Raw genomic sequence first — 24,306 nt, 5'->3', positions numbered from 1 at the left:
TCCTGTCAAGCCGCAGCGCTGGCGCACCATGCTGCCACGACGCTGGCGCCAGCGATGGCGCACGTTGGCGAGCAAAGGAGCGCAACATGACCGTCGCCACCGCCCTCGACCGCCTTTCCGCCCCGCCCTGCGCCGAACTGCTCGGCTGGCGGGTGATTGACGCCCGTCCCGCGGACGGCTGGATCCGCATCGGCTTCCAGGCGCAGCCTGAGTTCCGGAACCCGGCCGGTGTGATCCAGGGCGGCTTCCTGGCCGCCATGCTGGACGACACGATGGGACCGGCCGTGTTCGCCCACACCGATGGGGCGCTCTACACCGCCACCATCGACATGAACGTCAGCTTCTTGGCGCCGGCCAAGGTCGGCCCGATCTTTGGCGAGGGTCAGGTCGTTCAGCTCGGCAAAAGCATTGGGTTCGTGGAGGCGCGGCTGCTCGACGAGGCGGGCGTGCTGCTGGCGAAGAGCACGGCGAGCGTCCGGCTGATCGCAGCGGAACGCGCGCTCTAGTCTCCGAGCAGGATCGGCGCTTCATCCGCCACGACCACTGCACTGCCCAGAACGAGCGCGCGCCAGAACGGCAGTGGGTCGATGTCGTACCTGCGGCTGATCCAGAGGCTGATCACCCGCCCGTGGCTGACCGCCACCAGCGCCCCCAGTGGGTGGGCGAGCAACTGCCGCTCGATGGCGGCGCTGAAGCGGTTGTAGGCCTCGTCAGCCGTCTCCTCGCCCATCACAAGGCGGGCGGGTTCGGAGAACATCCGCGCCACCGCCGCCTGGAAGGTCGCCGGATCGGTGAAGGGGCCGGAGTCGTTGAGCTGCTCGCCGATACAGGCGTCACGCCCCGCGACCAACCCGAGTTCCGAGGCAAGGATATCGGCGGTCTGCGCAGCCTTTGGTTCGAGGCTCGAGACGATGGCGGTGGGCGAGAATTCGGCCAGGCGACCGGCCAGCCGCTGAGCCTGCTCGCGGCCCTCCTGCGCCAGTTCCCAGCTCGATGGCGGCGCGCCTGGTTCCAACCGAGGCAGACCGTGCTTGACCAGGATCAGCCTGGACGGCCGATGCGCTTGATCTCCCATTCCAGCTGAATCCCGGTCTTGGCTTTGACGTCGGCGCGCACCGTCTCGCCGAGACCTTCAAGGTCGGCGGCGGTGGCCTCGCCAGTGTTGATCATGAAGTTCGAATGCAGCGGCGAGAACATCGCGCCGCCATGCAGCTTCCCTCGCCAGCCCGCCTCGTCGACCAGCTTCCAGGAGGAATGGCCGTCTGGGTTCTTGAAGGTCGAGCCGCCGGTCTTCTCGCGGATCGGCTGGGTGGTCTCGCGGCGCGAGGTGATCTCGGAGATGCGCGCGGCGACGGCGTCCGGATCGTCGGGCCGACCGCGGAAGACCGCCTCGACCCAGATGATGTCGGCCGGGGCCTGGCTGTGGCGATAGGTGTAGCCGAAGTCGGCCAGGGCGAAGTCGCGGCGACGGCCTTGGCGGTCGTAGCCCCATGCGCTGACGAGAACGTCTTTGGTTTCAGATCCATAGCAACCGGCGTTCATGGTCAGGGCGCCGCCGACTGAGCCGGGAATGCCGGCGTAGAATTCCAGCCCCGCCAGGCCGGCCTTGGCCGCGGCCTTGGCGACAGCAGAATCCAACGCCCCCGCGCCCACGGTGATCAAGTCGCCTTCGGCCCCGATCGCGGCGAACGGTCGGCCGGCCAGGCGGATGACCACGCCCTCCACGCCACCGTCGCGGATGATGACGTTGGAGCCGACGCCGAGCACCGTGACCGGCACGTTTTCGTCCAGACCTTGCAGGAACGCCGCCAGATCCTCGTGGTCGGCCGGCAGGAACAGGACCTCTGCAGCGCCGCCGACCCGGAACCAGGTGAAGGGACCCAGCGGCTCGTCCTTGAGGATGCGGCCGCGAACCGGCGCCAGGCTGTCACGCCAGCTCATTGAGCCAAGGCCTCAAGCTGTCCCGGTAAGGCATGGGCCCAAACGGTGATATCCCCCGCTCCCAGGCAGACCACCAGGTCGCCGGCCTTGGCTTCTTCGCGCACCAGACGCGCGAGGTCGGCGGCGTTCTCCAGCGGCAGGGCGCGGCGGTGGCCGAAGCGGCGCAGGCCGTCGACGAGGCCGTCGCGGTCGGCGCCGGGGATCGGGCTCTCGCCGGCGGTATAGACATCGGCGACGATCACCGTGTCGGCATCGTTGAAGCAGCCGCAGAACTCGTTGAACAGATCGTGCAAGCGCGAGTAGCGGTGTGGCTGGACGACCGCGATCACGCGGCCCTCGGTGACGGCGCGGGCAGCCTTGAGCACCGAGGCGATCTCCACCGGGTGGTGCCCATAGTCGTCGATCACCCGCACGCCGGCGGCGACCCCAGTGGTGGTGAAGCGACGCTTCACCCCGCCGAACCCTGCCAGCCCCTTGCGGATGTCCGCATCGCTGACCCCCAGCTCGCGGGCGACGGCGATGGCGGCGGTGGCGTTGAGCACATTGTGCTGGCCGGCCATTGGCAGGTGCAGGTCATCCAGCCGTGAAACCGGGCCGTCCTGGGGCGAGAAGATCACGTCGAAGCGCGAGCCGTCCGGCCCCATGCTGATCTTGTCCGCGCGGACCTCGGCCTGCGGGTTGGTCCCATAGGCGATGACCCGGCGGTTCTGGACGCGGGCGGCCATGGCCTGGACTTCCGGATGGTCGGTGCAGACCGCCGCGAAGCCGTAGAAAGGCACGTTTTCCACGAAGTCCTGGAACGCCTTCTTCACGGCTTCGAAGTCGCCGTAGTGGTCCAGGTGCTCGGGGTCGATATTGGTGACGATGGCGCAGGTGGACTTCAGCTTCAGGAACGTCCCGTCGCTTTCGTCGGCCTCGACCACCATCCAGTCGCCCTCCCCCACCTTGGCGTTGGTGCCGTAGGCGTTGATGATCCCGCCGTTGATCACCGTCGGGTCCTTGCCGCCGGCGTCCAGCAGCGCCGCGACCATCGAGGTGGTGGTGGTCTTACCGTGGGTGCCGCCGATGGCGACCGTGAACTGCAGGCGGGTCAGCTCGGCCAGCATCTCGCCGCGATGGACCAGCGGCAGGCGCTTCTCGCGCGCCGCGACCATCTCCGGATTGTCGGCCTTGATGGCGGTCGAATAGACGATCGCCGAGGCGCCTTCGACGTTCGCCGCGCCCTGGCCGATGAACACCTTGGCGCCCAGCTTCTCCAGCCGCTCGGTGTTGGCGCTGGCCTTGGCGTCGGAGCCCTGCACCGTATAGCCGATGCGCAGCATGATCTCGGCGATGCCGCTCATGCCGATGCCGCCGATGCCAATGAAGTGCACAGGGCCGAGGGCGAAGGGGACGGGGCGCTTGTTCATCTTTGGACGGCGGTTCTCTCGACCAGGTCGGCCAGGCGTTCGGCCGCATCAGGTTTGGCGATGGAGCGCGCGCCAGCGGCCATGCGCGCGAGACGATCGGGGTTAGTCAGAAGCTTGCTGAGGGCGCCGGCCATGACGTCGACCGTCAGTTGGCTCTCGCGCGCAACCTCGGCGCCGCCTGCGTCGGCCATCACCCGGGCGTTCTGGCCCTGGTCGTCGTCCAGCGCGATGGCCAGGGGGACCAGGATGGCGGGTTTGCCGGCTACCGCAAATTCGCAGACCGTGCCCGCGCCCGAGCGGCCGATCACCAGGTGAGCGTCGCGCAGGCGACTGGCCATGTCGCGGAAGAACGGCGCGATCTCCGCCTTGACCATGGCGTCGGCGTAGGTGCGGCGGGCGCTGTCCATCGACTCCTTGCGGGTCTGCTGTTGGACGCTCAGGCGATGGCGCAGGTCCTCAGGCAGTTTCTTGATCGCCTCGGGCATCAACTCGGACAGTAGGCGAGCCCCCTGGCTGCCGCCGGTGATCAGGATGCGGATCGGGCCGTCGGCGGTCGGCGGCGTATAGGGATGATCGGCCAGGGCGCGGATTTCCGGGCGCACCGGATTGCCGACGACGACGGCGTTCTCCGCCACGCGCCCCGGCGCCTTCTGGAGCACGGGGAAGGCGCAGGCGACGGCATTGACGTGGCTGGCCAGACGGCGATTAGCGCGGCCCATGACCGCGTTCTGCTCGTGCAGCAGGGTCGGCCGCCCTTGGGTGATCCCGGCCAACAGGCCGGGCACCGAGGGATAGCCGCCGAACCCGACCACCACGGCCGGGTCGATGCGGCTGAAGGCGGCGCGCGCCTGCATCACGCCGCGAACGATGGCGATGCCGGCCTGCGCCATGCTGACCGGATCGCCGCGCTTGAATGTGCGGGCCGAGAGGCCGATCCGCTCCTCGGCCGGGAAGCTGTCGGCGAAGGCGGCGGCGCGCTCGTCGGAAGCGAGCACGATGCGCCAGCCTCGAGCAATCAGGGCTTCGGCTAGGGCCTGGGCTGGAAAGAGGTGGCCGCCAGTTCCACCGGCGGCGACGACAGCGATCTTGCGCATCCGAAGGCTTTAGGCGAACGCGCCGGCCTTGGCGAGGCCCTCACCCTGGGAATAGGCGCCCGGGCGACGGCGGGTCAGCGCAAGGGCCATGCCGCAGGTCAGACAGATCGCCCACATCGACGAACCACCATAGGAAATGAACGGAAGGGTCATGCCCTTGGTCGGGATCATATTGAGGTTCACCGCCACATTGATGAAGGCCTGCTGGCCCACCAGGACGAAGAGCCCGGCCGCCGCCACCTGCTCGAAGGGATCGGTCAGTTTCATGGCGCGATAGAGGCCGCGGATGACGATGAAGCCCAAAAGCGCGATCAGGAGCAGCGAGAAGATCAGGCCGTACTCCTCGGCGCCGACCGAGTAGATGAAGTCGGTGTGCAGGTCGGGCACGTGGCGCTTCATGACCCCCTCTCCAGGGCCCCGGCCGAAGAAGCCGCCGGCGGAGATGGCTTCGGCCGCGCGGTCGACTTGGTGGGTGTCGGCGCGGTCGGGGCTGAGGAAACGGTCGACACGGCTGGCCACGTGCGGGAACAGGAAATAGGTCGAGGAGAGCCCGGTCACCGCCACGCCGCCCAGCAGCATGACCCAGGACAGCGGCACTCCGGCCATCCAGAACGCGGCCCCGAAAGCGATGGTGATCAGCACCGTCTGGCCGACGTCCGGCTGGATCAGCAGCAGACCGACCGAGAGGAAATAGAGTCCGAAGGCGATCGAGACGCCAGGGACGCCCTGCCCTTTCTGGCCTTCGGAAAACATCCAGGAGACCAGCACGATCAGGGCCGGCTTCATGAACTCCGAAGGCTGCAGGGTGAAGCCGCCGATCTGCACCCAGCGGGTCGCGCCCTTGGCCGTGTGCCCCATGAACGGCAGCACGATCATGATCGCGATGGCGACCAGATAGATGAAGAAGGCGGCGCGCCGGATACCGCGCCCATCGAGCATCGAGACGCCGACCAGGATCGCCGCGCCGGTCGCGGCGAACACGCACTGACGCACAGCGAAATGGAAGGGGTCGCCGACGTTCATCCGCGCCGCCGCCGCGGGACTGGCGGCGAAGGACATCATCACCCCGATGGCGATCAGGGCGGCCACCGCCCCTAGCATCCAGCGGTCCGTGGTCCACCACCAGATGCCTACCGGCGAGCGGTCGCTGCGGGCGAAGGCATGCGCTTGCTGGTGGCGGTGGGTGTGACTCATGGGCATCTCCGCGGGCGCATGGGCCCGTATCCTTGTGATGCGCGCGCCATGCTTAAGATACCTTAACCAAGCGCGACCCTAGACGCCCTGCAGCTTGAAATCCTGCGCGCTGCCAGGCGAGATCGGACCCACCGCACGAAAGGACCCGTCATGGCCGAACCGCACGCCGCCCCGATGGATCAGGCCGCTCATTGGAACCAGGCCGGCGGCCAAGCCTGGGTCGAGCTCCAGGGCCTGATGGACACGCTGAACAAGCCGATCGAGGACGTGCTGCTCGCGCGCGGAGATCCCGGCGTCGGCGGCAAGGTGCTGGACATCGGCTGCGGCGCGGGCGGCACCACCCTGGCCATGGCGCGACGGGTGGGCCCTCAGGGGCTGAGCCTGGGCGTCGATGTCTCGGCGCCGCTGCTTGGGCTCGCGCGTCGACGGGCCGAGGCCGAGGGGCTGGAGGCCGCCAACTTCCTGGAAGGCGACGCCGAGACCCTGGACATGGGCGCGGGCTTCGACGGCGTGATCTCCCGCTTCGGGGTGATGTTCTTTTCCGACTTCGACGCGGCGTTCGCCAACATCCGCTCCAGCCTGCGGCCCGGAGGGTCGATGGTGTTCGCATGCTGGCGCAGCCCGCAGGACAATCCGCTGGCCAGCCTGCCGATGGACGCCGTCTCTCACCTGCTGCCGCCGACGCCGAAGGGCGACCCGCTGGCGCCGGGTCGCTTCGCCTTCGCAGACCCTCTGCGGATACGCGGGATCCTTGAGCGCTCCGGCTGGCGAGACATCGTCATTGAGGCGCTGGACGCGCCTACGCCAATCGCGTTGGCCGACCTGGCGACCTTGAGCCTGAAGATGGGGCCTGTCGCAGCTGCGCTTCGGCAGCAGGACCAGGCGACGTCGGCCAGGGTGCAGGAGACGGTTCACGCCGCCCTCGCGCCGCATGCCGAAAATGGGATCGTGCCGATGACCGCCGCCTGCTGGCTGGTGACGGCGCTGGCTTGAGCGGGGCCTAAGCCCGCGCGCCCTTGGCGGCTGGGCGCGCGAGAGCCATGACCGCTTCGCGGAACGCCTCGCCGCGGGCCTCGAAGTCGGCGAACTGGTCGAACGACGCGCAAGCCGGCGAGAGCAGCACCACAGCGTCCTGGCCGGTGGCGGCGGCGTCGGCATAGGCGGCGGCCACCGCCGCATCCAGGGTCCCGCACTGGGCGAGCTTGGCCTTGTCCTTGAGGACCGCGGCGAACTCCTGCTGGGCCTCGCCGATCAGATAGGCCTTCTCGATCCGGCCGAAGAGGTCGGTCAGGCTGTCGATGCCACCGGCCTTCGGCTGGCCGCCGGCGATCCAGTAGAACTTCGGATAGCTGGACATCGCCTGGCGCGCGGCGTCGGCGTTGGTCGCCTTGCTGTCGTTGACGAAGCGGACCTTGCCGACCGCGCCGACGGTTTCCATCCGGTGCGCCAGGCCCGGGAAGCTCATCAGGCCGTCGGCCGCCTCCTGCGAGGTCAGGCCAAGGCCGCGCACGGCCGAATAGCCGGCGGCTGCGTTCTGCCAATTGTGACGCCCGGGCAGCGAGCGAGCGCGGAGCAGATCAACGACCTCCACCGCGCGCTCGCCGGTGGCGTCGTAGAGCAGGCCCTGCAGGGCATAGACCCCACGGCCCATCGCCTTCGACGCCGAGATCGGCACGATGGTCCGGCGGTTGGCGGCGGTGATCTCCGTACAGATGCGTTGACCCCAGGGATCGTCGACGCCGATTACGGCGGTGTCTCCCTTGCCCTGGTTGAGCAGGATCCGGCGCTTGGCGGCGACATAGCCCTCCATGCCGCCGTGGCGATCCAGGTGATCGGGCGAGATGTTCAGCAGCACCGAGACGTCGGGCTTGAGGCTGGAGGTCAGGTCCAACTGGTAGGACGACAGCTCCAGCACGTAGACCGCGCCGCCGTGCATGTCCTCCAGCCCCAGTACGCCCTGGCCGATATTGCCGCCGACGCGGGTGTCGCGGCCGGCGGCGGCGCAGATGTGGCCGATCAGGGCGGTGGTGGTCGACTTGCCGTTGGTGCCGGTGATGGCGACGATCTTCGGGCGCTTGTGCTCGGGCGCAGCATTGACCGTGCGGGCAAAGAGCTCGATGTCGCCGAGAATCTCGACGCCGGCCGCATGCGCCATCTCCACCGTCCAGTGCGGCCTGGGATGGGTCAGCGGCACGCCCGGCGAGAGCATCAGGGCGGAGAACTGCGACCAGTCTGCGGTGGAGAGGTCCAACAGCTCGAGGCCCTCGGCCTGCGCAATCGCGCGGCTCTCGGCCTTCTCGTCCCAGACCACGACCTTGGCCCCGCCGAGCACGAGGGCGCGCGCGGCCGTCAGCCCTGTGCGGGCCAGGCCAAACACGGCGACCGTCCTGCCTTCGAAGCCGCGGACCGGGATCATGAGACCTGCCCTGCCCTCCCTATCGCAGCTTCAAGGTCGCGAGGCCCAGCAGGGCCAGCATGACCGCGATGATCCAGAAGCGGATCACCACCGTGCTCTCGGACCAGCCGAGTTTCTCGAAGTGATGGTGGATCGGGGCCATGCGGAACACCCGCTTGCCGGTCAGCTTGAACGAAGCGACCTGGATCATCACCGAGAGCGTCTCCATGACGAAGAGGCCGCCGATGATGCCGAGCACGATCTCATGCTTGGTGGCCACGGCCACCGCGCCAATGCCGCCGCCGAGCGCCAGCGAACCGGTATCGCCCATGAAGATCTTGGCCGGCGGAGCGTTGTACCAGAGGAAGCCGAGGCCCGCGCCGATCATGGCCCCGCAATAGATGGCCACCTCGCCCACGCCGGGCACGAAGTGCAGCTGCAGGTACTGGGCGAAGACGTAGTTGCCGACCAGGTATGCGATGAAGCCGAAGGCGGCCGCGGCGATCATCACCGGCACGGTGGCCAGGCCGTCGAGGCCGTCGGTGAAGTTCACGGCGTTGGCCGCGCCGACGATAATGAAGGCGCCGAACGCCAGGTAGAACCAGCCGAGGGGCAGCAAGGCCTGCTTGAAGATCGGGAAGGCCACCGAGGTCGCCAGTTCCGGCGCCTCCGGCGGACTGGTCCCGAAGACGACGATCAGGGCGACCGCGGCCAAGGCGATGGCGAACTCCATCGCCAGGCGGATCTTGCCCGAGACCCCGGCCGTCGATTGCTTGGTGACCTTGGCGTAGTCGTCGGTGAAGCCGAGCACGCCGTAGCCGGCGGTGACCAGCACAACGGCCCAGACGTAGACGTTGCTCAAATCGGACCACAGCAGCGTGCCGATCAGCAGGCCCGCCAGGATCATCACTCCGCCCATGGTCGGCGTGCCAGCCTTCTCGACCACGTGACGCTCGATGCCATCGGCGCGGATCGGCTGGCCCTTGCCCTGCTTGGCCTGCATCCAGCGGATGAAGCGCGAGCCCATGGCGACCACGACCAGCTGCGCCGTGAAGAGCGCCAAGCCGGTGCGGAATGTCTGGTATTTCAACAGGTTCAGGAACGGCACGTAGCCGTCCGCGGCAAGCTGTTGATACAGCCAGTAGAGCATCAGCCCATCTCCCCCGAACGCACATCGAGGGCGCTCAGCGCAGCAGCCACCGCGCCGGCTCTCGAGCCGTTCGACCCTTTCACCATCACCAGATCGCCCGGCTCTACGGCCGCGCTGATCAGCGGCGCGAGCTCGGTCGCACTAACCGCGTAGCCGCCCCGTCGAGTCGGCGGAAGGGCGTCCCAGAGGGATTTCATCAGAGGGCCGGCGCAGAACACCAGGTCGACTCCGGCCGCTTCCAGCGGCGGGGCCAGGCCCGCATGGAAGTCCGGCCCCTCGGCGCCCAGTTCCAACATATCGGTTAGCGCGACAATCCGCCGCCCACTCGCCTTGCGTGCACCCAGGGTGGCGAAGGCCGCGCCCATAGAGATCGGATTGGCGTTGTAGCTCTCGTCGATCAGGGTGAAGACGCCGCCGGCCAGCGTGACGACCTTCTCGGCGCCGCGGCCCGCCAGCGGCTGGAAAGCGCCCAGGGCCGCAATGCTGTCCTCAAGGCTGACGTCCAGCGCCTCCAGCATCAGCAGGACGGCCATGCTGTTGGGGCCCCAGTGGAAGCCGGTCTGCAGGATGGGGAAGTCCAGCGCCTTGCCGTGCATGCGCGCCTTGATGATGGCGCGGCCAGGTTCCGGCGCGAAGTCTACCAGCTGAGCGTCGCAGGCCTGGCCCGCGCCGAAGCTGCGCACCGTGGCGCCGGCCTTGTGGGCCTCCTCGCTCAGCAGGGCGAACCACTTGTTGTCGGCGTTCAGCACCGCCACGCCGCCCGACTCTATTCCAGCGAATATCTCAGCCTTGGCGCGGGCGACGCCCTCCTCCCCGTCCGGGAAATTCTCGACGTGGACTGGACCGACCGTAGTGATCGCCACCGCGTGAGGGCGCACGAAACGCGACAGCGGGACGATCTCATCAGCGTGGTTCATGCCGATCTCGAAGATCGCGCGCTCGGTGTCGCGCGGCATCCGCGCCAGGGTGAGCGGCACGCCGATGTGGTTGTTGTAGCTTTTGATCGAGGAGTGGGCCTTGCCGGCCCGCTCCAGCCCTGAGCGGATCGCCTGGGTGACGCTGGTCTTGCCCACCGAGCCGGTGACCGCGCCGCGGCGGGTTTGGGGCGCGCGCTCGCGCGCCGCTTCCCCAAGCATCTCCAAAGCGCTGAGCGTGTCGGCGACCTGGATGCTCGAGCCGTCCACGGGCTTGGAGCTGAGCGAGCCGGCCGCCCCGGCGGCCAGGGCCTGAGGCACGAACTCATGCCCGTCGCGGACGCCGGCCAGGGCGACGAACAGATCGGCGGGCTCGATGCTGCGGGTGTCGATGGAGACGCCGTTCACTCCGAACGGGGCGCCGGACAGCGCGCCGCCAGTCGCCGCGGCGATCTCGTCAGAAGTCCACAGCGGCTTAGACATGAGCGCCCTCCAGCGCCGCGGCCACTTCGGCCACGTCGTCGAAGGGATGAACGGTTGAACCGACGATTTGGCCCTGCTCGTGCCCCTTGCCGGCCACGACCAGCACGTCGCCTTCGCCAAGCAGGCCGACGCCGGTCACGATCGCGGCCCGGCGATCGCCGATCTCGCGCGCGCCGGGCACGGCGGCGAGGATTTGGGCGCGGATCGAGCTGGGGTCTTCGCTGCGCGGGTTGTCGTCGGTGACGATGGCGATGTCGGCGAACTGCGCCGCCGCCTGGCCCATCAGCGGCCGCTTGGTGTTGTCGCGGTCGCCGCCGGCGCCGAACACGACGATCAGCTTGCCGGTCACGTGCGGGCGCAGCGACTTCAGCACCGTCTCCAGGCCGTCAGGGGTATGGGCGTAGTCGACATAGGCCTCGCCGCCCTTGCGGCCGGTCCCGATGCGCTGCAGGCGGCCGGGCGCGCCCTCCAGGGTCTCCAGTGCGGCCATCACGTCGGCGGGCCGCTCGCCCGCGGCGATGCACAGGCCCGCGGCGACCAGAACGTTGGAAGCCTGGAACGCGCCGGCCAGCGGCAGGCGCACGTCATAGGTCACCCCGTCCGCCTCGACCGTCAGACGCTGGCCTTCCGGGGTTGGGGTCCGCTCGACCAGGCGGAGGCCCTGGCCCGCCTCGCCGACCGACAGGATGCTCTGGCCGGAAGCGACGGCGGCGGCGGCGAAGGCGCCATAGGCGTCGGAGTCGGCGTTCAGCACCGCGATCTTGTCGCGCGGCAGCAGCTCTTCGAACAGCCGCAGCTTGGCCTCGCGGTAGGCCTCCATGGTGTGGTGGTAGTCCAGGTGGTCCTGGGTCAGGTTCAGGAAGCCGGCGGCGGTGAGCGCCGCGCCGTCGAGCCGGCGCTGGTCGATGCCGTGCGAGGAGGCCTCCATCGCCAGGTGGGTCACGCCCAGGGCGGCCAGCTCGGACATCAGCCGCGCGACGTCGGCGGCGTCCGGCGTGGTCAGGCCCGGCGGGGTCAGCTGTTCGTCGAGCCCAGGGCCGGTGGCGCGAACGCCCAGCGTACCCATGCTGGCGGCCTTGCGGCCCGCGCGGTTGAAGATCTGGCGGCAAAAGGCTGCGACCGAGGTCTTTCCGTTGGTGCCTGTGACGGCGACGACGACCGGCGGCTGCGCGCCCCAGAAGGCCTTGGCGGCCAGGGCGTAGACGCGACGCGGATCGGGGGTGACGATCACCGGGACGCCGAGCCCCGGCATGTCCTCGGCGGCGATCACCGCAACGGCGCCGGCCGCCACGGCCTTGGCGGCGAACTCCTTGCCGTCGACCTTGGAGCCGGGAAGCGCGGCGAACAGGAAACCCGGGCCGACCTTGCGGCTGTCGGCGGTGACGCCCTCGACGACCGGGTCGGTCGCGAAGCTGCGGTGAACCAGGCTGGAAAGCGGCGCGGCCATCAGTGACCGTCCGCGAGCGGCGGGGCCGGCGTATCGCCGATCACCTGGATCATCTCCGGCCGGCGCTGGACGTTCAGGAACGGGGCGATGCGATCGATCACGCGGCCTGCGGCAGGCGCAGCCACCCAGCCGCCAGTCGAGAAGCCGTAGGTCTTGGCCGTGCCATGCGGCTCGTCCATCAGGATCAGCACGAAGTAGCGCGGCTCCTCGACGGGGCCCGAGGTCGGGAATACCGCGGCGAAGGACGAGACCTGCTTCTCAGTGGAGTAGCCGCGGACGGCGGGGTCGTACTTCTCGCCGGTGCCGGTCTTGCCGCCGACGCTGAGGCCCGGCGCATTGGCCGACTTGCCGCTGCCGCCGATGACGTTGGCACGCATGATCTGCAGCATCTGCAGCGAGGTCTGCTCGGACACCACGCGCTCGCCTTGCGGCTTGTGGCCGGGCTCCAGCTTCTTGATGGTCAGCGGCACCAGATAGCCGCCGTTCAGCAGCGCGCCCATCGCGCTGGTCACGGCCAGCGGGCTGACGTTCATGCCGTGGCCGAACGAGGTGGAAGCCACGGCGTCCATGTCCCACTTGCGCGGGGTCAGCGGGCGGGCCGATTCCATCAGTTCGACGCGGGCCGGCTTGGTCAGGCCGAGCGCGGCGAAGTACTTGCTCAGCCGCTCGCCGCCGATGCTCTCGGCCAGCCGGGCGGTGCCGATGTTCGAGGAGTGCTGGAAGACCTCGACAAGGGTCAGGATCTTCTTGGCCGCGTGGTAGTCCTTGATGGTCCGGTAGCCGAGCTGGAAGGGCTCGCGGGCGTCGAAGGTCGAGGACGGATTGGCGACGCCGGTGTCCAGGCCGATGGCCACGGTGAAGGCCTTGAACGTCGAGCCCATCTCGTAGATCGAGGCCGCCGCGCGGTTCAGCTTCTGATCGTCAGTGGCCTTGGCGACCTGGTTCGGGTCGAAGGTCGGATAGCTGGCCATCCCAATGATTTCGCCAGTGTGGACGTTGGTCACGATGCCCACCGCGCCGCGCGGCTGGAACTCCGCGGCGGCCTTGTAGAGCTCGTCCTCCAGGGCCGCCTGAACGCGCAGGTCGATGGACAACGGCACGGCGACCTTGCCGGCCGCGCCGTTGCGGATGTTGTCGTTCAGGGCGCGCTCGGCCCCGGCCAGGCCGATGCCGCCAGTGTCGGCGTAGCCGATCAGGTGGGCGGCGGTGTGGCCCAGCGGATAGACCCGGCGCTCTTCGGGCTCGAAGGTGACGCCCGGCAGGCCCAGGGCGTGGATGCGGGCTCGCTCCTCAGGGGTCAGGCCGGCGGCCACGAAGCCGCGGCGCTCGCCCGACAGGGCGCGTTCCAGGCGCTGGCGATTAAGGCCCGGAAGCGCCGTGCGCAGCACGCGGCGGGTCTCTTCGGTGTCCCAGATCTCGCGCGGATCGACATAGAGGCCGTAGTGCAGCAGGTCGGCGGCCAGCATGGCGCCGTTGCGGTCGACGAGGTCGGCGCGCGCCGCGCCAACGGGACCGGCGAGCACGCCGCCGCGGCCGGCGTCGGAGAACATCGCCGCGCGGGTCGCGCCGATCGCGAGCACCAGGAAGGCGCTGGCGAACAGGGCCATCACGAAGAAGATGCGGATGCGGGTGTCGTCTTCGGCCTTGCCGGCCGCCTTGGCGCGCTCGAAGGCGTGCTCAAGCCCCCAGACCTTGGCCTTCAGCCAGCGCCAACCCAACTGGTCGAATGACGGATGAGCGAGGCTCACGGCTTCTGGCTCCCGATGGCGATCTCGCCGAGCTTGTCGATCGTGGTCTCGTGCTTGGCTTCGATCGGAGCCATGCCGAGGTGCGCAGTGGAGAGCGCCTCGATGCGGGCCGGCTGCTCGAGATGCGCGACCTCGGCCTGAAGCAGACGAATGCGGGCCTTCTCGGCGTCGATCTGCTTCTCGACCGTGGCGATCTCGGCGCGCTCGCGCCCGGCCATGGTCTTGGCGAGGTAGACGGAGAGGATGACGGCGATCAGGACGCCGAGGGCGACCACGTCGACCAGTCGGAAGCCCCGAATCTTGCGGTTAAGCAGGCTCATGCCGCCTCCTTCCACACCGGCGCGGAGGTGCGAACCCCGACGCGCAGCTTGGCCGACCTCGCGCGCGGATTGGACGCAGTCTCTTCGTCGCTCGGCGCACGCGCGCCGTTGAACAGCAGCTGAAAGCTCGGGGGGGCGCCGGCCTCGACTGGGGGCAGGTGGCGCGAACCGCCGGGGGTCTTGCCCGCCCGCTCGGTGAAGAACGCCTTGGCGATCCGGTCCTCGAGCGAATGGAAGGTCACGACCGCCAGGCGGCCGCCGACGTTCAGTACGCGCTCGGCCGCGCGCAGGCCGGCCTCAAGCTCGCTCAGCTCCTCATTGACCGCGATGCGCAGGCCTTGGAACGAGCGGGTGGCGGGATGCACCTTGGCGCCGCGGCGGCCGCCCAGGGCGCGCTCGATCACCTCGGCGAGGTCGAGGGTGCGGGTGAACGGCTGCTCGGCCCGGCGCCGGACGATGAACGAGGCCACCCGGCGCGACTGCCGCTCCTCGCCATAGACGTAGAAGATGCGCGCCAGCTCGGCCTGCTCGGCGGTGTTGACGATGTCGGCGGCGGTCGGACCATCGGCGCCCATGCGCATGTCCAGCGGCCCGTCGCGCATGAAGGAGAAGCCGCGCTCGGCCTGATCGAGCTGCATGGACGAAACGCCGAGATCCAGGGCCACGCCATCGACGCTCCCTTCGCCCAGTCGCTCCGCCATCTCCGAGAAGCGCGCGTCGATCAGCTGGAAGTTCTCGCCCAGGCCTTCCGCGAAGCGGCGGGCGCTGGGATCGCGGTCGAAGGCCACGACCCGAGCGCCGGTGGCCAGGAAGCCGCGCGAATAGCCGCCAGCGCCGAAGGTGCCGTCGACGATCAGCTTGCCCGGCCCGGGCTCCAGCGCCTCGATCACTTCGCCGAGCAGGACTGACGTGTGCGGCGCGCTCACTGGGCCGCCCCCAGGCGCGCGGCGCGCTGCTGGGCGCGCAGCTCGGCGAGGCCGGCGCGGGCAAGTTCGCGCTGGGCGGCGCGATGGGCCTGGAACGCCTCGCGCTCCCAGATCTGGAAACGGTCGCCCAGGCCGACCAGCACGACCCAGTCGCTGAGGCCGAACTGGTCGCAGAGCTGCTCGGGCAAGGTGATGCGGCCGGCGGTGTCGAAGCTCATCTTGGCCTGACCGCCGAGCACTGAAAGCTCGATGGCCGAGCGGACCGGGTCGCCGAACGGCAGCTCTTCGATCAGCGCCATGTAGCGGTCGAACAGGGCCTTGCCGCCACCCTCGACGCAGTCGGCCTCGATGGAGGGAAAGCAGACGATGCCGTCGAACGGCCCCGCCAGGAGCGCGCGGAATTCCAGCGGCACGACGATGCGCCGCTTGGCGTCCACTTGTTTCTCGAAGGTCGAGAGAAACATACCGCCGCTGCCCCAGCCTCGCGGCCCTTCTAAGCCGCCAATCCAACCCGTTTCCGAACCGGACGAGCGCCCCGATCAGACGCCCCGCCCATGCTCAACGGATGCTGATTGGGTTAACATGGGATCAATTGGGATACAATGACTCCAGAACGCAATTTCCGGGTTTCTCAAAGGTGTTTGGCGGTTGTGCCAGAATGGTCCACAGCTGATCCACAGAACATACCGAGAACTTGTTAAGTATAACTTTTGCGACCGCTGCAGACGGCGCTTTCTCTGTGGGGAACGAGGGACCAGACGGCCTATAAGCCGGGTTCTGTGCCGCCCGCGAACGGGCGCGACGATCATTCCTCTGGACCGCCCATTGCTGGACGGTTCTCGCGACCTACCCGGACGCCTCAGGCCTATGACGGCCCTACCCCCAAGGGGGCGCGGAATCCCTATTCGGTCTTGCTCCTGGCGGGGCTTGCCATGCCGTTCCTGTCGCCAGGCCCGCGGTGGGCTCTTACCCCACCCTTTCACCCTTACCTCGATCGAAACCGAGGCGGTCTGCTCTCTGTGGCGCTATCCCTGGGGTCGCCCCCGGCGGGCGTTACCCGCCGCCATGTCATAGTGGAGCCCGGACTTTCCTCGACTGCCGAAGCAGCCGCGATCGCCCGGCCGTCTGGTCCGCGCGGAACCTGACGTCCCGACCGCCCGCGGTCAAGCGCCCCGCTCGAGCACTTCCATCCCAATTGGTCCCATTGGCCGCAGCCGGCCGGCGTCTTGCAGTCCAGTGCGGCCGGGCCTAGCCTCTACTCAACCGTCCAGAAGAGGATGCTCAAGTGTGTGCTGTGATCGATTGAGGCCGTGAGAACGCCAGGCTGAAGCCTGACCTTCCCGCCGCGCCGTTCAGCGCGGACGTTTCCTGTCGAATGGACACATCATGCCGAAATCAAAAGAACCGCGCGCGTCGGCGCACCACGTAGACTCCACTCACGAGCCGACCGCCGCCGAACGCGCCCGCGCGATCATCGAGCGGCAGCTCGCGCTCAAGCAACATGGGCCGCAGGGCCTGGACGGCGGCAAGCCTGGCGGGGTGCATAAGCCCGGCAAGGGCGGCTGGTCGCCCGCTCCGATCCGCCCCGGCGGACGCGGGCGGCGGGGTTAGTAGGTACGAGGGCAGATCCTCCCCCCCTGAGGGGGAGGTGGATCGCCGCGACCGCGGCGAGACGGAGGGGGACCGCTCTCAAGGCAGAGAGTCAAAGTCCCCCTAAGTCAGCCTGTCGGCTGCCAGCTCCCTCAGTGGAGGAGCAACTCGTGCGTCAGAACTCCGCCGAGCCGCCGTCGCAGGGCACCACCGTGCCGGTGGTGTAGGCGCTGGCGCGGCTGGCCAGGAAGATGGCGACGCCGGCGATGTCCTCGGGCGTGCCGATCCGGCCGCGCGGGTTAGCCTTGGCGATCGCGTCGCCGGCGCGGGCCAGGGTAGCGGCCATCATGTGGCTCTGGAATGGGCCGGGCGCGATGGCGTTGACCAGGATGTGCTCGGGGGCGAGGCGCTTGGCCAGGTGGCGAGTCAGCATGATGCAGCCGGCCTTCGAGGTCGAATAGGCGTAGGTCTCCAGGGCCGGCGGCTCGATGCCGTTGACCGAGGCGATGTTGATCACCCGGCTGGGATTCTCGTGAGTGGCGGCCGCGCGCAGCTGCGGCAGCAGCTTCTGGGTCAGGAAGAAGATCGACTTGACGTTAAGGTCGACAGTCTTGTCCCAGCCGTCTTCCGGATACTCGTCGATCGGCGCGCCCCAGGTGGCGCCGGCGTTGTTGACCAGAATGTCCAGCTTGCTCTCGCGCTCGGCCAGGGCCGCGGCCAGGCCGGTGATGCCGTCCATGTTCGACAGGTCGAAGGGCAGCGAGATGCAGGTCCCGTACTTCGAAAGCTCTTCGGCCAGGCCGTCGCAGACATTGGCCGTGCGCGAGGAGATGTAGACCTTGGCGCCGTTCTCGACATAGCCGCGGGCGATCATCTCGCCGATCCCGCGGCTGCCGCCGGTGACCAGGGCGACCTTGCCTTCAACGCTGAACAGATTGCGCATCAAAAACGTCCTTCATTTTCGAAATATGGGTATGGCGAAAGGCGGAAAAATTCGTGGCCCGCACTGCTGACCGGCGTCGCATCCGCCGTCAAGCCGGCGCCAGCAGCATTCCCATGGCGATATCGTCTTCCAGCCGTCCGTCCGGCATTCGCACCCGCTGGGCGAAGCGCCCCTCGATGACGAAGCCGAGCCGCTCGTAGAGGCGGATGGCGTCGATGTTGCCCTCGCGGGCCATCAGTTCGATGCGCGTGACCTGGGGCGAGAGCTCCCGCGCCGCCTCGAACAGCCCGGCGAACAGGGCGCGGCCGACGCCCCTGCCTTGCTGGGCCGGATCGACCGCGATGGTCAGGTCCGAGAGCACATGGGCGAACTGGTCCGGGCCGATGCGCCCGGCGTGGATTTCGCCCGCCAGCGCGCCGTCAATCCAGGCGCCCAACGAGACGCCGCCCTGACGCGCCTTGGTCAGGAAGCCCTGCGCATAGGCCAGGTCCATTTCGTCCGGGCGCCTGGCTAGGCCGCCAGGACCGGCGGCTGCGACCTGGTAGAGCGCCAGCACCGCTGGCGCGTCCTCTGGCCGCGTGGGGCGGATGACGATGTCGCTCACGTCCCCGACGCCGCCCGCAGCAGGCCGATCAGCCGCGCGCGGGTCATGCCGTCGGCGATCCCGTCGATCTTCTCCTGGCGCCAGTGACGCTGGAAGGCCTGCACGATGGTCGCCGTCTCGGCGTCGAACTTGCCCGAGGGCGCACAGTCGTAGCCGAGACGGGTGAGCCCCGCCTGCAGCGCGAACACGCCCGCGCCCTCCTCACCCTGCTTCAGCGGCAGGCCCGGTGCGGCGTCGGGCTCGACCCATAGGCCGTGGCCAGCCGCCGCCAGTTCCTTCCAGGGAAACAACTCGCCCGGATCGATCTTGCGGTCGGGGGCGATGTCCGAATGGCCGATGATCCTGCCGTCCTCGACCTGCCAACGGCTGCGGATGTCGGTCAAAAGGGCGATCACCGCGTCGACCTGCGCCTTGGGGAAGTGGCGGTATCCGAACTCATGGCCCGGATTGACGATCTCGATGCCGATGGACCGGCCATTGATGTCGGTCTCGCCTTTCCAGAACGACACCCCGGCGTGCCACGCCCGGCGCTCCTCCGGCACCAGACGGAACACGCGGCCATCCTCCTCGACCAGATAGTGCGACGAGACCTTGGCCTCGGCGTCGCACAGGCGGGCCAGCGCCTCCTCGCCGGTCTGCATGCCGGTATAGTGCAGGACGATGATGTCCGGCGGCGACGTACGCTCGTTGAAGTTCGGCGAGACCGCCTCGATGAAATTCATCTGACCCGGCCTCGCAGGTTGAGCAGCAGCAACATGATCTGGTTGGGCCTCATGGCGATGATCAGGACGCCCGCCAGGGCCACCGCTGCGCCAAACGCCATGCGGGGGCCGAAGGGATCGTGGGTGATGAGCACACCCAGGCCGATGGTGGCCAGGGGCGTCATCAGGGTCAAAGGCGAGATCAGGTTGGCCTCATAGCGCTGGATCAGCCAGTAGTAGGCTGTGTGGCCGAACACCGAGACGATCAGGGCCGAGAACAGCACCGCCGCCCAGAACGGCCAACCGATCGCCCATACCGTCTGCGCCGCGCCGGGCTCGAGCACTGCCGATAACACCGTCAGCACCAGGCAGGAGACCAGCCCCACCCAGGCCTGGAACCGCAGCGGCTTGACCCCGCCCATCTGCTTCATCAGCACCGAGCCCAGCGAGCCGAGCACCACCGAGGCCACCACATAGAGCAGGCCCGCGGACACCGACACGCCGTGCGGATCCCACATGACCGCCAACGCCCCGACCAGGGTCAGGCAGATGCCGAACAGCCGCCGTGGGCTCAGCCGCTCGCCCAGCAGCAGGAACGAGAAGAAGGTCGTGGTCGGCACCATCAACTGGCTGACGATGGCCACCGACGAGGGGCTGGCGGTCTGCAAGGCGATGAACACGAAGGCGAATGAGCCGGCCCCCATCGACACCGCCACCAGCAACAGCCGCCAGAGCGGGCGCGGCGCGGGCCGCAGCCATGGGAACACGGCGATGGCCACGATGGCGAAGCGGACAGCCGCATAGAACAGCGGCGGGGCGTGCAGAAAGGCCACCACGTACTTCGAGACGATGTTGTTTGCAGCCCAAAGCAGACAGACCAGGGTCAGCAATGCGAAGTCGCGTAGAGCCATTCTCTGGGTTAGGCTTGGTTCGTCGCGCTTTGGCAAGCCCCCGATCGCCAGGCGCCGTGCAAACGACTCTGACGGATCGACCTGGGGGTGTTCATGCTCACGCTATACGGATCGGCGCGGTCGCGCGCTGCTCGCTCGCTGGTGGCCCTTGAGGAACTGGGCCTCGTCTACCGGCATGAGCCGCTGAACCCGCGGGCAGACCCGGCTGATCGAGAAACCCTGGACGCCCTCAATCCAAACAGCCACGTCCCGGTGCTCGATGACGACGGGCTGATCGTCTGGGAGTCGATGGCGATCAACCTCTACCTCGGCGACAAGTACGGCGGGCAGCTGTGGCCGCAGACGCCGGCCGGCCGTTCGCGCGTCTACCAGTGGAGCCTGTGGTCGCAGACCGAGATCGACCGCCAGGACTGGAACCGCGCACGACGGCTGGGCGAGGAAGAACAGGTCCAGGCCGACCGCCAGAACCTGATCCGCGCGCTCGGCGTCCTCGACCCCGTCCTGGCCAAGCGGCCCTACCTGCTCGGAGAGGCCTTCTCAATGGCCGACGTCAACGTCGCCACCACCTTGAGCCAGCCGAACGAGTTGGGCCTGATCGGCTGGCAGAAGGTCAATGCCGGGGCCGCCGGCCTGCCGCATCTGGCCGACTGGCTGAGGCGATGCACGGCGCGCCCGTCCTATGATGCGATCCGCCGGGCTCCTTAGCGCGCCCAATACCTGGAGTGCTTGCCTGACGCGCCAGACCTACGCCCAGGGCGACTACCGCCTGTGGTCGACGGAGAGCTTCCGGGCCGAGTTGGCGGCCGAGCACGCACGGCTCAGGGCCGTTTTCGCGTAAAGCGCAGGGCGGTCAGGGTCGGCGAGAAGCCGACCACCTTGTTGTCGACCAGGCCGAACGACTTGGCCGCCGCCATCACCTCGACGTCCTTGACGGAGGCGGCCTTGCCCTTGCGCGAGACCACCCACAGCGCGCCCTTCTCGGCCAACGCCGGCACGAGCTCGCCGATCCGGGCCAGTTCGGCGGCGTTGTCGGCGGCGTAGAACAGGATGTCGAGATCGGTGAGATCGCTGACCAGCGCTGCATCGCGCGCCGCCAGTTCGCCGGCCAGGTCCTCGTCGGCGACCTCGAGCACCGCGACCCGCATGCCCGACTTCACGCCCAGCTTGTCGAGCCGTCCCTTCGGATTGAGGATTGCGTCGGCCCAGCTTGCGGCAGCCTTCTCGCCCAGCGCAAAGCGCGAGCCGTCAGCCAGCACCAGATCGCCGCCTTCGACCTGCAGGCCCTTCAGCGCCTCGGCGTCGTAGGCGGCGCGGCGGGCGCCGCGGAACAGCAGCCGCGGCGCCTCGTACTGCAGTCGGCCCTCGTCCGGGCCGTCGGCGAAGCTGGCCGTGACGGTCGCATCCTTGCCCATTGGTCGATCATAGGAACGATGCGGCCGGTCGGGCTAGGCCGTTGCGACGGACGCCTCTGCCTGCGCGGCCATCGCCGCTTCGTCCATGTACATCAGCTCCCAGACGTGACCGTCGATGTCCTGGAAGCTACAGCCGTACATCGGGCCCATGTCCAGGATCGGCTTCCAGGGCTTGCCGCCGGCCGCGAGCGCCTTGGCCAGGGTGTCGTCGACTTCGGCGCGGCTGCCGGCGGAGAGGCAGGTCAGCACCTCGGTGGCCCTGCTGGCGTCGCTGATCTCGCCGTTGATGAAGTCCTTGAAGCGATCATGCTCAAGCAGCATGGCGAAGATGTTCTCCTCGATGACCATGCAGGTGGTGTTCTCGTTCGAGAACTGTTCGTTGAACGTGAAGCCGAGCGCGCCGAAAAACTTGCGCGAGGCTTCCACGCTCTTCACCGGCAGGTTCACAAAGATCATTCGCATAGGGCGTCTCCCTCGGGGGTTGGTGACCTAAGGACGGTCGATCGGACCTCGTTCCGACACCCTATGCGAGTTTTTCGAAGCCCGGAGCTCAAGCGTTTCCCGCAAACGAAAACGGCGCCCCGGAGGCCGGAGCGCCGTTTGCGTTCAGGATTTCGGTCGGACCTACGCCGCCTTGCCGAGGCTCAAGGACTCGTAGCGGGCTAGGTGGTGATCGGTGGAACCGAAGGCGCTCTCGATCATGGTGGCGCGCTTGAAGTAGTGGCCGATGGCCATTTCGTCGGTCATGCCCATGCCGCCGTGCAGCTGGATGGCGTTCTGGCCGATGAATTTGGCGGCCTTGCCGATCTGCACCTTGGCCGCCGAAGCGCCCTTGGCCCGCTCGATGTCGCTGTCCGCCAGCTTGATGTCGGCCATGTAGGTCATCGAGATCGATTGCTCGAGGTTGATGAACATGTCGACCATCCGGTGCTGCAGCACCTGGAACTGGCTGATCGGCTGACCGAACTGCTTGCGCTGCTTGGTATACTCCAGCGTGCCGTCATGCAGCTTGCGGAACACGCCGCAGGCCTCTGCGCAGGTGGCGACGATGGCTTCGTCGATCACCTTCTCGACCAGCGGATGGGCCGCGCCCTCGGCGCCAATCAGCGCGTCGGCGCCCACGGAGACATTCTCGAAGGTGACTTCCGAGGCGCGGAAGCCATCGACGGTCGGGTAGTCGCGCGTCGAGACGCCCTTGGCGTTCTTCGGCACGATGAACACCGAGACGCCGTCAGCGTCGCGTTGGCCCCCGCCTGTGCGGGCGGTGACGATTAGGTGGGTAGCGTAGGGAGCGCCGATCACCACGGCCTTGTGGCCGTTGATGACGTAGCCGGCGCCGTCCTTCTTGGCGGTGGTCTTCAGGTCCTGCCAGGTGTAGCGGGCCTGCGGCTCGGCATAGGCGAAGGCGATGATCGTCTCGCCGCCGATGATGCCGCCGATCAGGTCGGCCGCACCGGCGTAGTTCGAGTGCTTCAGGAAGCCGCCGCCGATCACCACGGTGCCGAGATATGGCTCGACCACCAGGGCTTTGCCCAGCTCTTCCATGATGACCATGTTCTCGGTCGAGCCGCCGCCCAGGCCGCCGAGATCCTCGGCGAACGGCGCGCCCAGGATTCCCAGCTCTTCAGCGAAGGCCTTCCAGACGTTCGGGCGCCAGCCCGGCTCAGCCTTCAGGGCGTCGCGGCGCTGCTCGAAGCTGTAGTGGTCGGCCAGATAGCTCGCGACCGTGTCGCGCAGCATCGACTGTTCTTCGGTGAAGCTGAAATCCATCTGGTTTCCTCGTGCATCACCCCGCCCAGGCCGTGCCGGCCTCGGGCGGGAAATAGAGTTGTTTCGACTTGGGACGATCGGCGACTAGAGGCCCAGCACCATCTTGGCGATGATGTTGCGCTGGATCTCGTTCGAGCCGCCGTAGATCGAGGTCTTGCGGCCGTTGAAGTAGGCGCCCGCCAGGCCTTCGGCGTAGTCGGGGCCGATATTGGTGTTGTGGCCCAGGTCGCGCAGATACGGCGCGCCATAGTGGCCGACAGCCTCCAGGGCCAGTTCGGTCAGGCGCTGCTGGATCTCGGTGCCCTTGATCTTGAGGATCGAGGACTCTGTACCCGGTCCCTTGCCGCTGCTCTCGCCGGCCAGGGTGCGCAGCTCGGTGAACTCCAGCGCCGTCAGATCGATCTCGAGTTCGGCGACTTTGCGGCGGAAGAACGGGTCGGCCAGCAGCGGGCCGCCGGCGTCGGAACGCTCGGTGGCGGCGATCTCTCGCACCCGCTCCAGGCCGCGCTTGGAACGCGCGACGCCGGCGATGCCGGAACGCTCATGGGCCAGCAGCGCCTTGGCGCAGGTCCAGCCTTGGTTCTCATGGAAAATGCGGTTCTCGACCGGGACTTTCACGTTGTCGAGGAAGACGTCGTTGACCTCGTGGCCGCCTTCCAGGGTGGTGATGCGACGGACCTCGATGCCCGGAGTCTTCATGTCGATCAGCAGGAAGGAGATGCCGGCCTGCGGCTTGGCGTCGGGATCGGTGCGGACCAGGAAGAAGCCCCAGTCGGCGTGCTGGCCCAGCGTCGTCCACGTCTTCTGGCCGTTGACGATGTAGTATTCCTTGCCGTCGTCACCGGTGATGCGCTCAGCCTTGGTCTTCAGCGAGGCGAGGTCGGAGCCGGCGCCCGGCTCCGAATAGCCCTGGCACCACCAGACAACGCCGTCGCGGATGCCCGGCAGGAACTTCTCTTTCTGCTCCTGGGTGCCGAAGGTGTAGATCACCGGCGCCAGCATGGAGACGCCGAACGGCAGGATGCCCAGGCTGTCGGCACGGGCCTGTTCTTCCGACCAGATGTACTTCTGGGTGGGGGTCCAGTTGGTGCCGCCGAACTCGGCCGGCCACGACGGCGTCGCCCAGCCCTTCTTGGCCAGGATGCGGTGCCAGGAGAGGTAGTCTTCCTTGCCCAGTTCTTCGCCGCGGCTCTGCTTTTCGCGCAGTTCCTTGGGATAGTTCTGGGCGATGAAGGCGCGGGCCTCCTCGCGGAAGGCGACGTCTTCAGGCGAAAAATCGAGGTCCATGAGGGGCTCCCTGGCGCGAGCATTTACAGCGTATTTCGTTGGGGCCGGACCATACGCAAAGCGAATG

Annotated in this window: 25 protein-coding genes and 1 other RNA gene; 4 read left to right on the top strand and 22 right to left on the bottom strand. The window is 68.2% G+C overall.

All coding sequences use genetic code 11. The features are described 5' to 3' along the window. The first annotated feature begins 86 nt into the window (after positions 1-86). On the top strand, positions 87-506 hold the full coding sequence (locus AC1DQJ_RS19260; RefSeq protein ID WP_477606286.1) for a PaaI family thioesterase: 420 nt from the start codon (positions 87-89) through the stop codon (positions 504-506). On the opposite strand, the gene AC1DQJ_RS19255 is transcribed toward AC1DQJ_RS19260, so the two are convergent. The 5 genes from AC1DQJ_RS19255 to ftsW are packed head-to-tail and all read right to left on the bottom strand — an operon-like array spanning position 503 to position 5,638. Then, positions 503-1,075 carry a histidine phosphatase family protein gene (locus AC1DQJ_RS19255; protein WP_477606284.1) on the bottom strand — a complete coding sequence of 191 codons (573 nt, stop codon included), beginning with the start codon at positions 1,073-1,075 and terminating at the stop codon, positions 503-505. The genes AC1DQJ_RS19260 and AC1DQJ_RS19255 overlap by 4 nt on opposite strands. Beyond that, positions 1,042-1,941, bottom strand: coding sequence for a UDP-N-acetylmuramate dehydrogenase (gene murB, locus AC1DQJ_RS19250; protein ID WP_477606282.1), 900 nt, complete (start codon positions 1,939-1,941; stop codon positions 1,042-1,044). The genes AC1DQJ_RS19255 and murB overlap by 34 nt, the downstream gene beginning before the upstream one ends. After that, complete coding sequence (gene murC / locus AC1DQJ_RS19245; RefSeq protein ID WP_477606280.1) at positions 1,938-3,350, bottom strand: UDP-N-acetylmuramate--L-alanine ligase; 1,413 nt, start codon at positions 3,348-3,350, stop codon at positions 1,938-1,940. Before murC ends, murB begins: the two co-directional genes overlap by 4 nt. Next, a complete protein-coding gene (gene murG / locus AC1DQJ_RS19240; protein ID WP_477606278.1) occupies positions 3,347-4,444 on the bottom strand; it encodes an undecaprenyldiphospho-muramoylpentapeptide beta-N-acetylglucosaminyltransferase in 1,098 nt (365 codons plus the stop codon). Before murG ends, murC begins: the two co-directional genes overlap by 4 nt. 9 nt (positions 4,445-4,453) lie before the next feature. Next, a complete protein-coding gene (gene ftsW, locus AC1DQJ_RS19235; protein ID WP_477606276.1) occupies positions 4,454-5,638 on the bottom strand; it encodes a putative lipid II flippase FtsW in 1,185 nt (394 codons plus the stop codon). A 150-nt stretch (positions 5,639-5,788) separates the two neighbouring features. Between ftsW and AC1DQJ_RS19230 the strand changes: the two genes are divergently transcribed. Further along, complete coding sequence (locus tag AC1DQJ_RS19230) at positions 5,789-6,631, top strand: class I SAM-dependent methyltransferase (protein ID WP_477606274.1); 843 nt, start codon at positions 5,789-5,791, stop codon at positions 6,629-6,631. 7 nt (positions 6,632-6,638) lie between these two features. Here AC1DQJ_RS19230 and murD read toward each other — a convergent pair whose 3' ends face one another. The 9 genes from murD to rnpB all read right to left on the bottom strand — a co-directional run bounded on the left by murD (position 6,639) and on the right by rnpB (position 16,150). After that, positions 6,639-8,054, bottom strand: a complete 1,416-nt coding sequence (murD, locus tag AC1DQJ_RS19225; RefSeq protein WP_477606272.1) for a UDP-N-acetylmuramoyl-L-alanine--D-glutamate ligase — start codon at positions 8,052-8,054, stop codon at positions 6,639-6,641. 19 nt (positions 8,055-8,073) lie between these two features. Then, a complete protein-coding gene (gene mraY, locus AC1DQJ_RS19220) occupies positions 8,074-9,183 on the bottom strand; it encodes a phospho-N-acetylmuramoyl-pentapeptide-transferase (RefSeq protein ID WP_477606270.1) in 1,110 nt (369 codons plus the stop codon). Then, on the bottom strand, positions 9,183-10,580 hold the full coding sequence (locus tag AC1DQJ_RS19215) for a UDP-N-acetylmuramoyl-tripeptide--D-alanyl-D-alanine ligase (RefSeq protein WP_477606268.1): 1,398 nt from the start codon (positions 10,578-10,580) through the stop codon (positions 9,183-9,185). The genes mraY and AC1DQJ_RS19215 overlap by 1 nt, the downstream gene beginning before the upstream one ends. Beyond that, the gene (locus AC1DQJ_RS19210; protein WP_477606266.1) at positions 10,573-12,027 is read right to left on the bottom strand and encodes a UDP-N-acetylmuramoyl-L-alanyl-D-glutamate--2,6-diaminopimelate ligase; all 1,455 of its coding nucleotides are present in this window, start codon (positions 12,025-12,027) and stop codon (positions 10,573-10,575) included. The genes AC1DQJ_RS19215 and AC1DQJ_RS19210 overlap by 8 nt, the downstream gene beginning before the upstream one ends. Then, the gene (locus tag AC1DQJ_RS19205) at positions 12,027-13,775 is read right to left on the bottom strand and encodes a peptidoglycan D,D-transpeptidase FtsI family protein (protein ID WP_477606264.1); all 1,749 of its coding nucleotides are present in this window, start codon (positions 13,773-13,775) and stop codon (positions 12,027-12,029) included. Before AC1DQJ_RS19205 ends, AC1DQJ_RS19210 begins: the two co-directional genes overlap by 1 nt. Beyond that, the gene (ftsL, locus tag AC1DQJ_RS19200; RefSeq protein ID WP_477606262.1) at positions 13,772-14,095 is read right to left on the bottom strand and encodes a cell division protein FtsL; all 324 of its coding nucleotides are present in this window, start codon (positions 14,093-14,095) and stop codon (positions 13,772-13,774) included. Before ftsL ends, AC1DQJ_RS19205 begins: the two co-directional genes overlap by 4 nt. Continuing rightward, positions 14,092-15,021 (bottom strand): 16S rRNA (cytosine(1402)-N(4))-methyltransferase RsmH, encoded by a 930-nt coding sequence (gene rsmH / locus AC1DQJ_RS19195; protein WP_477606260.1) that lies wholly within the window; start codon positions 15,019-15,021, stop codon positions 14,092-14,094. Before rsmH ends, ftsL begins: the two co-directional genes overlap by 4 nt. Beyond that, positions 15,018-15,485 carry a division/cell wall cluster transcriptional repressor MraZ gene (locus AC1DQJ_RS19190; RefSeq protein ID WP_477606258.1) on the bottom strand — a complete coding sequence of 156 codons (468 nt, stop codon included), beginning with the start codon at positions 15,483-15,485 and terminating at the stop codon, positions 15,018-15,020. Before AC1DQJ_RS19190 ends, rsmH begins: the two co-directional genes overlap by 4 nt. 286 nt (positions 15,486-15,771) lie before the next feature. Further along, positions 15,772-16,150, bottom strand: an RNA gene (gene rnpB, locus AC1DQJ_RS19185) — RNase P RNA component class A. Positions 16,151-16,407: 257 nt separating this feature from the next. On the opposite strand from rnpB, the gene AC1DQJ_RS19180 reads away from it, so the two are divergent. Beyond that, positions 16,408-16,632, top strand: coding sequence for a hypothetical protein (locus AC1DQJ_RS19180; RefSeq protein ID WP_477606256.1), 225 nt, complete (start codon positions 16,408-16,410; stop codon positions 16,630-16,632). A gap of 154 nt (positions 16,633-16,786) precedes the next feature. Here AC1DQJ_RS19180 and AC1DQJ_RS19175 read toward each other — a convergent pair whose 3' ends face one another. The 4 genes from AC1DQJ_RS19175 to AC1DQJ_RS19160 form a co-directional block, all read right to left on the bottom strand. After that, a complete protein-coding gene (locus tag AC1DQJ_RS19175; protein WP_477606254.1) occupies positions 16,787-17,554 on the bottom strand; it encodes an SDR family oxidoreductase in 768 nt (255 codons plus the stop codon). An 88-nt stretch (positions 17,555-17,642) separates the two neighbouring features. Next, positions 17,643-18,158: an N-acetyltransferase family protein gene (locus AC1DQJ_RS19170; protein ID WP_477606252.1), complete on the bottom strand. Its 516-nt coding sequence runs from the start codon at positions 18,156-18,158 to the stop codon at positions 17,643-17,645. Next, on the bottom strand, positions 18,155-18,880 hold the full coding sequence (locus tag AC1DQJ_RS19165; RefSeq protein WP_477606250.1) for a peptidoglycan recognition protein family protein: 726 nt from the start codon (positions 18,878-18,880) through the stop codon (positions 18,155-18,157). Before AC1DQJ_RS19165 ends, AC1DQJ_RS19170 begins: the two co-directional genes overlap by 4 nt. Then, positions 18,877-19,770 carry a DMT family transporter gene (locus AC1DQJ_RS19160; RefSeq protein ID WP_477606248.1) on the bottom strand — a complete coding sequence of 298 codons (894 nt, stop codon included), beginning with the start codon at positions 19,768-19,770 and terminating at the stop codon, positions 18,877-18,879. Before AC1DQJ_RS19160 ends, AC1DQJ_RS19165 begins: the two co-directional genes overlap by 4 nt. Before the next feature lie 93 nt (positions 19,771-19,863). Between AC1DQJ_RS19160 and AC1DQJ_RS19155 the strand changes: the two genes are divergently transcribed. Beyond that, the gene (locus tag AC1DQJ_RS19155) at positions 19,864-20,475 is read left to right on the top strand and encodes a glutathione S-transferase family protein (RefSeq protein WP_477606246.1); all 612 of its coding nucleotides are present in this window, start codon (positions 19,864-19,866) and stop codon (positions 20,473-20,475) included. A gap of 113 nt (positions 20,476-20,588) precedes the next feature. Here AC1DQJ_RS19155 and AC1DQJ_RS19150 read toward each other — a convergent pair whose 3' ends face one another. From AC1DQJ_RS19150 to AC1DQJ_RS19135, 4 genes are all read right to left on the bottom strand, one after another. Next, positions 20,589-21,182 carry a DUF3052 domain-containing protein gene (locus AC1DQJ_RS19150; RefSeq protein ID WP_477606244.1) on the bottom strand — a complete coding sequence of 198 codons (594 nt, stop codon included), beginning with the start codon at positions 21,180-21,182 and terminating at the stop codon, positions 20,589-20,591. 33 nt (positions 21,183-21,215) lie between these two features. Beyond that, the gene (locus tag AC1DQJ_RS19145; protein ID WP_477606242.1) at positions 21,216-21,644 is read right to left on the bottom strand and encodes a VOC family protein; all 429 of its coding nucleotides are present in this window, start codon (positions 21,642-21,644) and stop codon (positions 21,216-21,218) included. 162 nt (positions 21,645-21,806) lie between these two features. After that, on the bottom strand, positions 21,807-22,952 hold the full coding sequence (locus AC1DQJ_RS19140; protein ID WP_477606240.1) for an acyl-CoA dehydrogenase family protein: 1,146 nt from the start codon (positions 22,950-22,952) through the stop codon (positions 21,807-21,809). An 84-nt stretch (positions 22,953-23,036) separates the two neighbouring features. Further along, positions 23,037-24,239, bottom strand: a complete 1,203-nt coding sequence (locus AC1DQJ_RS19135; RefSeq protein ID WP_477606238.1) for an acyl-CoA dehydrogenase family protein — start codon at positions 24,237-24,239, stop codon at positions 23,037-23,039. Positions 24,240-24,306: the final 67 nt, after the last annotated feature.

The organism is Phenylobacterium sp. P4_E10, from assembly GCF_056401675.1.
This window is presented reverse-complemented; position numbering and strand designations above follow the sequence as displayed.

Coding starts and splice junctions, on each gene's coding strand:
- AC1DQJ_RS19260 (WP_477606286.1), top strand. CDS start 87: ATGACCGTCGCCACCGCCCTCGACCGCCTTTCCGCCCCGCCCTGCGCC.
- AC1DQJ_RS19255 (WP_477606284.1), bottom strand. CDS start 1,075: ATGGGAGATCAAGCGCATCGGCCGTCCAGGCTGATCCTGGTCAAGCAC.
- murB (WP_477606282.1), bottom strand. CDS start 1,941: ATGAGCTGGCGTGACAGCCTGGCGCCGGTTCGCGGCCGCATCCTCAAG.
- murC (WP_477606280.1), bottom strand. CDS start 3,350: ATGAACAAGCGCCCCGTCCCCTTCGCCCTCGGCCCTGTGCACTTCATT.
- murG (WP_477606278.1), bottom strand. CDS start 4,444: ATGCGCAAGATCGCTGTCGTCGCCGCCGGTGGAACTGGCGGCCACCTC.
- ftsW (WP_477606276.1), bottom strand. CDS start 5,638: ATGAGTCACACCCACCGCCACCAGCAAGCGCATGCCTTCGCCCGCAGC.
- AC1DQJ_RS19230 (WP_477606274.1), top strand. CDS start 5,789: ATGGCCGAACCGCACGCCGCCCCGATGGATCAGGCCGCTCATTGGAAC.
- murD (WP_477606272.1), bottom strand. CDS start 8,054: ATGATCCCGGTCCGCGGCTTCGAAGGCAGGACGGTCGCCGTGTTTGGC.
- mraY (WP_477606270.1), bottom strand. CDS start 9,183: ATGCTCTACTGGCTGTATCAACAGCTTGCCGCGGACGGCTACGTGCCG.
- AC1DQJ_RS19215 (WP_477606268.1), bottom strand. CDS start 10,580: ATGTCTAAGCCGCTGTGGACTTCTGACGAGATCGCCGCGGCGACTGGC.
- AC1DQJ_RS19210 (WP_477606266.1), bottom strand. CDS start 12,027: ATGGCCGCGCCGCTTTCCAGCCTGGTTCACCGCAGCTTCGCGACCGAC.
- ftsL (WP_477606262.1), bottom strand. CDS start 14,095: ATGAGCCTGCTTAACCGCAAGATTCGGGGCTTCCGACTGGTCGACGTG.
- AC1DQJ_RS19190 (WP_477606258.1), bottom strand. CDS start 15,485: ATGTTTCTCTCGACCTTCGAGAAACAAGTGGACGCCAAGCGGCGCATC.
- AC1DQJ_RS19180 (WP_477606256.1), top strand. CDS start 16,408: ATGCCGAAATCAAAAGAACCGCGCGCGTCGGCGCACCACGTAGACTCC.
- AC1DQJ_RS19175 (WP_477606254.1), bottom strand. CDS start 17,554: ATGCGCAATCTGTTCAGCGTTGAAGGCAAGGTCGCCCTGGTCACCGGC.
- AC1DQJ_RS19165 (WP_477606250.1), bottom strand. CDS start 18,880: ATGAATTTCATCGAGGCGGTCTCGCCGAACTTCAACGAGCGTACGTCG.
- AC1DQJ_RS19160 (WP_477606248.1), bottom strand. CDS start 19,770: ATGGCTCTACGCGACTTCGCATTGCTGACCCTGGTCTGTCTGCTTTGG.
- AC1DQJ_RS19155 (WP_477606246.1), top strand. CDS start 19,864: ATGCTCACGCTATACGGATCGGCGCGGTCGCGCGCTGCTCGCTCGCTG.
- AC1DQJ_RS19150 (WP_477606244.1), bottom strand. CDS start 21,182: ATGGGCAAGGATGCGACCGTCACGGCCAGCTTCGCCGACGGCCCGGAC.
- AC1DQJ_RS19145 (WP_477606242.1), bottom strand. CDS start 21,644: ATGCGAATGATCTTTGTGAACCTGCCGGTGAAGAGCGTGGAAGCCTCG.
- AC1DQJ_RS19140 (WP_477606240.1), bottom strand. CDS start 22,952: ATGGATTTCAGCTTCACCGAAGAACAGTCGATGCTGCGCGACACGGTC.
- AC1DQJ_RS19135 (WP_477606238.1), bottom strand. CDS start 24,239: ATGGACCTCGATTTTTCGCCTGAAGACGTCGCCTTCCGCGAGGAGGCC.